Origin of the sequence: Methanobrevibacter thaueri, from assembly GCF_015062905.1 — an archaeon.
Classification (GTDB): domain Archaea; phylum Methanobacteriota; class Methanobacteria; order Methanobacteriales; family Methanobacteriaceae; genus Methanocatella; species Methanocatella thaueri_A.
Genome location: NZ_SUTK01000059.1, coordinates 1 through 8,462 on the forward strand (window position 1 = coordinate 1; position 8,462 = coordinate 8,462).

The window sequence follows — 8,462 nt, forward strand, 5'->3', positions numbered from 1 at the left end:
TGACGTGATGTACTATAAGGTTCCGATGATTGACGAACCTCTGTACAAGAGAAGAAAGACCCTGGAAAGCATCGTTGACACATCAGTTGACGAGATGAACCTGAGCACAATGAAAGTGGGAACCCCAGACAACATTGAAGAGATTCAGAAACTATTCGAATGGTCAATCAACGAGGGCCATGAGGGAATCATGATCAAGGACTGCTGCGAACGCTATATTCCAGGACTTAGAGGCAAAAAGATGCTCAAATACAAGGCAGAGCCTGAAACCTTGGACATGGTTGTCATCGGAGGCACATACGGCATCGGAAAAAGAGGAGATTTCGTCGGTTCATACCTTGTGGCGCTTAGGGACGAAAACAACGACTTCAAAAGCATAGCACTGGTCGGAACAGGACTTGACGATGCAACACTCGAATATCTCACCGGCAGAATGAAGGAGCTTGAGATTTCAACAAAAGGCCGTGAAATCACAGTCGAACCAAAAATAGTTCTGGAAATTGCATTTTCGGAAATCGTGGAATCACCGGAGTATGAAACAGGATACTCACTGAGATTCCCTGTCGTCAAAAATATCAGAAAGGACAAAAGCCCAATGGATGCTGATACCGTTGAAAGACTGATTTCCATGTATGAAACTGGAAATTAGCATAATTATTCATTGAATAGACTTTTTAAGTTCCTGAAGATGCTCTCTAGAGCAATTGGTGTATTTCATGATAAGTTCATCTTCAATGGAATTTTTAAGCATGTTCAGGATAATTTCATCTTCAGCTTCTATTTTACCTTTTTTAACACCTTCTTTAATACCCTGATTGTATCCCGAATCAAACTCATATTCCCTTTCAGTTTGAACGAACAACTCTTCAACAGACATTTGCATACTTACCACCTCATTCAAGTTATCTTTATCTTCTTTTGTCTTAACGAAATTTTCTATCTGAAAGGAGATTATCGAATCAATGACAACTCTCCTATATTCAACGATATAGTCAATTTTTTTCAGAACTCCACAAACCCTTTTAAGCATTTTCTCCTTGGAACTGTCCTTAACAGACAAAGTGACGAAAATCAAAGTCAGTTCATCCTGAACAGTGATTTTCTTATTATCATTAACTTTCTCTTCAATAGTATTTAATTTTTTGGGCAAACCCATCTTCTGGAGATACTTGATTATGGGAGCAAATACAATCGACCGCCCGATTTCAACAGCCTCCTTACACGAATCGGGATTTGCAAAACTAATGATGAAACTGTCCATGATTGTCCCAATCTCGGCAGATTTCAAATTGTTATATTCCCAAATCCTGCTTAACGTATCATCATTAATCTCCTTAACTTCAAATTCCCAGTTCTGCAATGTATTATCGTCAACCAGTGCCAGCCGGTCCAATCTCCTATGGGTCCCATAGAGCGTATGCACTTCGGTTCCCAGTTCCCTGATGATTTTTTTGTATTCACCGAAATATTCCAGAAAATCATCACCATAAGTGGAAAACAGAATCTTGGACGTTTTGTCATACAACCCATCAATCATTTTATCGGCTCCAAATATTTTTTCAAGAAAAATTTACGTAATTAACAGTTGAACGAGGAATAATAAATAGTTTTTGTTGCAAATGAAGGCAATTTAACGCTTTGAAGTCAATATTACAATGACACTGCAAAAGTAATTAAAAAAAATCAGTTGTCCGGAAGCCCTTTAACATAGCCGATTACCTGTCTGGTCAAAGGATAGACAATTATTTCATAGACTGTCTTGACGATTGCCTGAATGAATATCATTGCAATCAGAGCATCGGTAGGCATGGTTCCGAAGAATGCTATTGTGATATAGATAATCGCATCGAGACTTTCACCGAAAAATGTTGAGACTATGCATCTTACAAAGAGCTTTTTCTCATCCACTTTTTTTAGATAGACCATTACCCTTGCATTGACAAGGCTGCCCACGATATATGCGATGAATCCTGCTGTCAACAGCCTCCAGGTTGAGCCTAAAACTATGCTGAATGCCTCTGAATTCTTGAAGAATTCCGGTGCAGGCACCCATATTGTAAAGGTAAAGCAGATTACCGCAACCAGATTCATGAAAAATCCCAAAAGAATTACCCTTCGTGCCTTTTCATAGCCGTACACCTCAGCCAAGAGGTCATTGATGATGTATACCACCGGGAAGATTATGACTCCGCATGGCAGGGCAAATGAGAAAAATGAGAATGTCTTGCCGGCAATTATATTTGACACTATCAGGCATGCGGTGAAGACACCTGATATGATTGCATACAGGTCGGTCTTTGTCAGATTTTCAAACATGAACATAGTATATTTTCAATCTTAAATAAATTTTACAATCTGAAATCCTATCGCCTATATCTGTCCCGAAATCCAAACTGGAATTATGGAAATCACAGATGACAAACTATTGAAAATCGCACTCATAACTTCCCTTATTGGAATAATAGGGCTGATAGCCTTTACGCCAACAATCGAGGTTAAGCAAGTCGACATAAAGGACATAAACCGTGGAATGATTGACGAAGAGGTTAGGGTTGACGGAGTGATAAGCGATGTTGCCCAGTCAAAGTCGAAGACCAGCTACTTTTTAACAATAAATGACGGCGAAGCCCAGATACAGCTGATTATCTTTGAAAGCCAGGTTGCAGAAATACAGTCCAGAAACATGGGCATCGAGGACTTCAGGGACCATAAGGTAGAGGTCGTCGGAACCGTCACCCAGTACAACTCCGAGATGGAACTGGTTCTGTCAAATGGGGACAGCCTTAGGATGGTGAACTAACAATATCTTTTTATTAATCAAAATTCAAAAATAATATAAATAAATTTAAAAGGAATTTAAACATGTCTGATAAAAAAAGATTATTCGGAACATTTGGAGTCAGAAGAACAGCAAATGATGTCCTGACTCCTGAATTTGCATCAAGACTTGCAGCATGTTACGGCACATTGGTTAAAGGAACCGTGGCTGTCGGTGGAGATACAAGAACTTCCACCCTTATGCTTAAACAGGCAGTGACTGCAGGCCTTTTGTCAAGCGGATGTGACGTGGTGGATTTGGGAATACTGCCTACTCCCGGCGTTCAGTATGCAGTTCGCAAATACTATGACGGCGGAGTGATGATTACAGCTTCACACAACCCTCCACAATATAACGGACTCAAGTTCTTAGATGAAGACGGTATAGGTATACCTGACGAAATGGACCTTGAAATTGAAAGATTATACTTTGACGCCGAGCCTGACCGTGTGGAATTCCATGAAATCGGCGAGCTTTACCAAAACGACAAGATAATTGACGAATATGTCGATGAAGCGGTTTCCAAGGTGGATGTGGAAGCCATCCGAGAAGCCAACCTGAAAGTTGTCGTGGACTGCGGATCCGGTGCGGGCTGCTTTACAGCACCTTATCTCATTAGAAAACTGGGCTGCGACGTGACAACCCTGAACTCACAGCCTGACGGATTTTTCCCGGGACGTAACCCTGAACCTATCGAGGAAAACCTTCAGGAACTGATTCGCGTCGTGAAGGAACTCAATGCAGACATCGGCCTTGCACATGACGGCGATGCGGACAGAACCATCTGCATCGACGAGAAGGGAAACTTCGTTTTGGGCGACAAGACATTCACCCTTGTTGAAAAGAATATGCTTAAGGAAAACAATGGCGGAATAATCGTCACCACCGTTGCAACCTCACAGGCAATCTATGATGTTGCCGAAGAGAACAACGGTGAAGTAATAGCTACTGCCGTTGGAGACCTGCTTGTTGCACGTAAACTCAAGGATGAGGATGGACTCTTCGGTGGAGAGGAAAACGGCGGTTTGATTTTCCCTGACTTTGTCTATGGAAGGGATGCGGTCATGACCGTTGCAAAAATTCTGGAAATCGTTGCAAAAGAGAAAAAGCCCCTCTCCGAACTGGTGGCTGAACTTCCTGTATACTATGCAAGCAAAACAAAAGTCGCATGTCCGGACGATGAAAAGGAATTCGTCATGTCCAGCATCGCTGAGGAAATTCAGACAACAACCGACTTTGAACTTGATTTGACAGACGGCGTTAAAATCCTGAAAGAAGATGGTTGGGTAATTATCAGACCTTCCGGAACCGAACCGATCTTCAGATGCTTTGCCGAGTCAGACTCACAGGAAAAAGCGGATGAAATGACCGAATGGGGATTAGGTTTAATCGAAAAATACAAAAAATGATTAAGCATTTCTCACCCATTTTTTCTTTTTATTTTACTTCAAAAAACGATTAATTAAATACTATTTTTCAATGATAATTTTAATTTAGTGATAGCTATCTTTAAGATAATGAACTTCTCTGTAAAAAAATAGAAATTGCGAAGCGATAATCTACATGAGAACATCTAAAAGTATTCCAAACATTCCTCTTTGAGGAAAAACGCATCCTCATTGTCTGGACTTCTAAGCAAAACCTTGTTGAAACTGTCAACAGCCTCTTCAAACTTGCCCAATTCCATCAATACGACACCTTTATTTAGCAAGAAGTCAATATTATTTTTTTCAAGGTCAATAGCCTTGTTGAAGCATTCCAAAGCCTCATCGAATTTTCCCAAATCAATATATGCATTGCCCATCCTATTGATTGCGGAAGCATCCACTTCAGAATCATCAAGACACACTTCAACCGCCTTGTCGAATGATTCGATGGCCTCCTCAAGCATTCCCATGTCGCTCAAGAGGTTTCCGCGTGAATTCCAAACCTCGGGGTTTTCACCGTCGATGACAATCAGCTTGTCGTAGACCCTGAGCGCATCATCATACCTGCCAAGCATCTCAAGAATGAATCCCCTCCAATAGAGAACGATCGGACTGCTCGGACGATAATTGTAAGCGAGGTTGCTCACCTTCAGCGCCTCATTGATATTGCCCGAATTCAAAAGGGCGATTGCCTTGTTGTTTAGAATATAAATGTTGGCCGGCTCATATTCCAAGGCCTTGTCGTAGCACTCGATGGCCTCAATGAATTTCCCAAGCCTGGACAGGTTGTCCCCCTGCTTGTTCAAAAGGTATATGTCATGAGGGTCCAGCCTAAGTGCCGCATCATAGCACATTGTTGACTTGTCGAACTTGCCGCTGTCAAACAGGATGTCCGCCCTTTTGGTGATCATGGCCTTTTCATCTATCTTGTCCCCTCTCCAATCATCTATGGGGATTTTCTCAAAATAGATTATCTGGAACTCATCATTGGGGTCGATGCGTCCGCCATACATCTTTTTAAATTCTCTCAGCATGTCCTTGGAGTCCTTAAATCCCTCCTCGACAGCAAGCTCGTCATTGTCCTTGATTTCGGAAAACGGAACGGTTTCAACACCGGTTACAAAAGCCTCAAAAATCTTCATTTTCTCTTTTGAAACCAGATTCCAATAGCAATATAATCTGTCTCCAACCTTAAGCGGAGTTTTCCATGCCTTACGTATGGTGCGTGTCTTCTTACCTGTAATCACATCAATATCATTACTTGAAAACGACAGAATCGGCATACAAAACACTCCCTAAATTACCTGCTCTCCAAATTCCCCTGACTTGACCTTAACGATGCCCTTGAAATACGGCTTGACTTCACGGGCCAAATCGGCCAGGTCGTGAGGGTTAGGAACCTCCACCTTCTCAAGGGCAGGGTCCAGAACATTCTTATTTCTAAACTGCTGAATGGTATAAACATCAGCCTCAATCTCATCAACAAGATTCATAATGTCTTTTTTAGTGTGCAATGTCGGAACATAAGTTGTTCTAACTTCCAGGTGAACTCCTGCTTCATTTATTAGGTCCATTGATTTCTTTACTTGAAAACCAACGTTTGCTCCTGTTATCTTCCGGTATTTTGAAAATGTTGTTTTTACGTCAAGTGAAACATAATCCAGCAAATCCAAGTCAAGGATCTTTTTAAGGTTGTCCGGATAAATTCCGCTTGTGTCGAGTTTTGTCTTAAGGCCGATTTTGCGAACATACTTTAATATTTCAATTACTGCATCTGTCTGTACTAAGGGTTCTCCACCTGAAATCACAATAGCATCTAAAAAATCAGCTGATGAATCGATTTCCTGAGATATCTCTTCAAATGATTTTTCAGTATTATCCTCCAAAAGCTCCACATTATGGCAGTATCTGCAAGCCAAGGGACATTTTGACATGAAAAAAACCAGGCTCATATTGCCGTGGAACTCGACAGAAGATATTACGCTACCGCCTACATACATTAGCTTAAAACCTCTTTTAAAATTTCGATGAACTTCTCATCCTCTTCAAGGGTGCAGATGCTTATTCTAATCCAATACTCATCCAGGCCCTTAAATGAGGTGCAGTCTCTTACGATAATTCCTTTTTTCATTAATTCCAACGCCAATTCACTGGCAGTGTATCCAGTGTCCTCAACGCGAATAAGCATAAAGTTTGATTTTGAAGGAAAAACATTCAATCCTTCAATTTTTGATACCTCATCATACAGGTACTGTCTTGATTCGATTCCCTTTCTTATTGAATCCTCGATATAGTCCTTATCCCTGAAAGTGTTGAGTGCGGCTACGAATGATAATCTTGTAAGGGAAAATACCGGCTTGATTCTGTGCATGTATTCGATAATCTGCTCACATGCAAGCCCGTAGCCTATCCTCATGCCTGCAAGGCCCAATACCTTGGACATGGTGCGTATGATGAATATATTGTCAAATTCATTAATCAAATCCTTGTTTGTAACTTCGGAGTATTCGAAGTATGCCTCATCTATAACAATCAGCACTTCAGGATTTTTTGATGCGATATCAATCAGGACATCCTTGTCAATCAGTGTTCCTGTAGGATTGTTTGGGGAACACAGGAAAATCATTTTTGTTTTTGGGCTGACTGCCTCATAAATCGATTCAACATCCAGCCTGTTGGCGTCCAAATCCCATTTTGCATAAACCGGCTTTGCACCGTACTGCTTTAACAGGTATTCATAATACATATATGACGGCAAAGGAACTATAAACTCGTCTCCGTTATCGATGAATGTCTTTGCAAGAACATCAATGATTTCATCCGCTCCATCTCCGCCAATGATGACTTGGGAATCCTTAACGCCGGAATAATCGGCTATTTCTGATACCAATTCGTGGAGCTGTGATTCCGGATATCTGTTGATTGATCCTATTTCATCCTTAATGGCCTCCATGGCCTTTGGAGAAGGTCCCCAAGGATTTTCATTAGAACCCAATTTGATGATGTCCTCCTTTTTCAGGTTAAAGTCGGCGGCAATCTCATCCTGGGATCTGCCGGGAACATAAGAATCCATTTCTTCTACAATCTGTCTTGCTTTCATGATTTAATCTTCCTTATACTGTTTGGAAAGTTTCACGTAATTGTCAGCATTCCTCTGAATCATGCTGACCTGTTCGGGAGTGAGTTCCTTGACCGCTTTTGCCGGAACGCCCAAAATCAGGCTTCCTTCTGGAAATTCCTTTCCTTCACTCACTACAGCTCCGGCTCCAACGATTGAGTTTTTTGAAATGTGTGCGCCATTCAAGACGGTGGCATTCATTCCAATCAAAACATTGTCGTCAAGCTTGCATCCGTGCACCACGGCACCATGGCCTATTGAGACATTATCTCCAATCTCAACCGGAAATCCCTTGGTGCAGTGAACTACACAATTGTCCTGAACGTTTGAATTGTTTCCGATGGTAATGGAATCTGTGTCTCCTCGAACGACAGCTCCAAACCAAATTGAAACGTCTTCTCCTAATTCAACATCACCGATTACGTGTGCGCCTGGGCATATTACAATAGAGTCTTTATTATTTTCCATAATATCGCCAATTATTCTTGTTTTTTATTTTTATTCTGAATGATATGATTCTGTTTTACCAGCACTCTTGTGTCGGAGGGTACATCATCATACAACAAAACCCCTGAACCTATAGTGGAATTGTAACCCACCTTAACACCTGGTGAGAAGCTTGAGTTGATACCTGTCTTTACGGCATCTCCGATAATGGACCCTAGCTTACGTCTTCCACTGTCAATCATCTGGTTTTTGATTTTTGTCTTGACTGAACGGTTGTCGAAACGCAGGTTAGCGATGTTGGTTCCTGCAGCTATATTGCAGTTTGAACCGATTACTGAGTCTCCGACATAGCTCAAGTGGCTGACATTGGTGTTTTCCATAATGATTGAATTCTTGATTTCAACCGCATTTCCCACATGAACGTGGTCTCCGAAATAGGAATTGCCCCTAATGTATGAATTAGGGCCTATGTCACAGTTCTTGCCTATGTAGACATTTCCTTCAATGTATACTCCGGCCCTGATGATACTGCCCTCATCCAAAAATAGCTCTCCATGGACATGGGCTCCGTCTTCAATCTTTCCTCTGATTTCTGTCTTGAGCTGGCTGATTAACTCCTCGTTCACTTCAATCAGTTCCCATGGCCTTCCGA

General features: G+C 41.5%; 9 protein-coding genes and 1 pseudogene. 3 read left to right on the forward strand and 7 right to left on the reverse strand.

Annotation, left to right across the window (positions count from 1 at the left end; genetic code table 11):
* Nucleotides 1–649, forward strand: a pseudogene (locus tag E7Z79_RS08425) (DNA ligase); the annotation flags it as partial.
* A gap of 9 nt (nt 650–658) precedes the next feature.
* Here the strand turns inward: E7Z79_RS08425 and E7Z79_RS08430 are convergent.
* Both E7Z79_RS08430 and E7Z79_RS08435 read right to left on the reverse strand, forming a co-directional pair.
* Nucleotides 659–1,537: a hypothetical protein gene (locus E7Z79_RS08430; RefSeq protein ID WP_303739515.1), complete on the reverse strand. Its 879-nt coding sequence runs from the start codon at nt 1,535–1,537 to the stop codon at nt 659–661.
* Nucleotides 1,538–1,683: 146 nt separating this feature from the next.
* Nucleotides 1,684–2,316, reverse strand: coding sequence for a queuosine precursor transporter (locus E7Z79_RS08435; protein ID WP_303739516.1), 633 nt, complete (start codon nt 2,314–2,316; stop codon nt 1,684–1,686).
* A gap of 85 nt (nt 2,317–2,401) precedes the next feature.
* Between E7Z79_RS08435 and E7Z79_RS08440 the strand changes: the two genes are divergently transcribed.
* Nucleotides 2,402–2,800, forward strand: a complete 399-nt coding sequence (locus tag E7Z79_RS08440; RefSeq protein WP_303739517.1) for an exodeoxyribonuclease VII large subunit — start codon at nt 2,402–2,404, stop codon at nt 2,798–2,800.
* 62 nt (nt 2,801–2,862) lie between these two features.
* Nucleotides 2,863–4,227 (forward strand): phosphoglucosamine mutase, encoded by a 1,365-nt coding sequence (gene glmM, locus E7Z79_RS08445; RefSeq protein WP_303739518.1) that lies wholly within the window; start codon nt 2,863–2,865, stop codon nt 4,225–4,227.
* Nucleotides 4,228–4,391: 164 nt separating this feature from the next.
* On the opposite strand, the gene E7Z79_RS08450 is transcribed toward glmM, so the two are convergent.
* The 5 genes from E7Z79_RS08450 to E7Z79_RS08470 all read right to left on the reverse strand — a co-directional run.
* Entirely contained in the window at nt 4,392–5,528 is a 1,137-nt protein-coding gene (locus tag E7Z79_RS08450) for a tetratricopeptide repeat protein (protein WP_303739519.1), read from the reverse strand.
* A 12-nt stretch (nt 5,529–5,540) separates the two neighbouring features.
* Complete coding sequence (locus tag E7Z79_RS08455; protein ID WP_303739520.1) at nt 5,541–6,245, reverse strand: anaerobic ribonucleoside-triphosphate reductase activating protein; 705 nt, start codon at nt 6,243–6,245, stop codon at nt 5,541–5,543.
* Nucleotides 6,245–7,345: a histidinol-phosphate transaminase gene (hisC, locus tag E7Z79_RS08460; RefSeq protein WP_303739521.1), complete on the reverse strand. Its 1,101-nt coding sequence runs from the start codon at nt 7,343–7,345 to the stop codon at nt 6,245–6,247. The genes E7Z79_RS08455 and hisC overlap by 1 nt, the downstream gene beginning before the upstream one ends.
* Before the next feature lie 3 nt (nt 7,346–7,348).
* A complete protein-coding gene (locus tag E7Z79_RS08465; protein ID WP_303739522.1) occupies nt 7,349–7,831 on the reverse strand; it encodes a gamma carbonic anhydrase family protein in 483 nt (160 codons plus the stop codon).
* An 11-nt stretch (nt 7,832–7,842) separates the two neighbouring features.
* Nucleotides 7,843–8,462, reverse strand: a 620-nt coding sequence (locus E7Z79_RS08470; protein ID WP_303739523.1) for a DapH/DapD/GlmU-related protein, incomplete at its 5' end; no start/stop codon positions are given.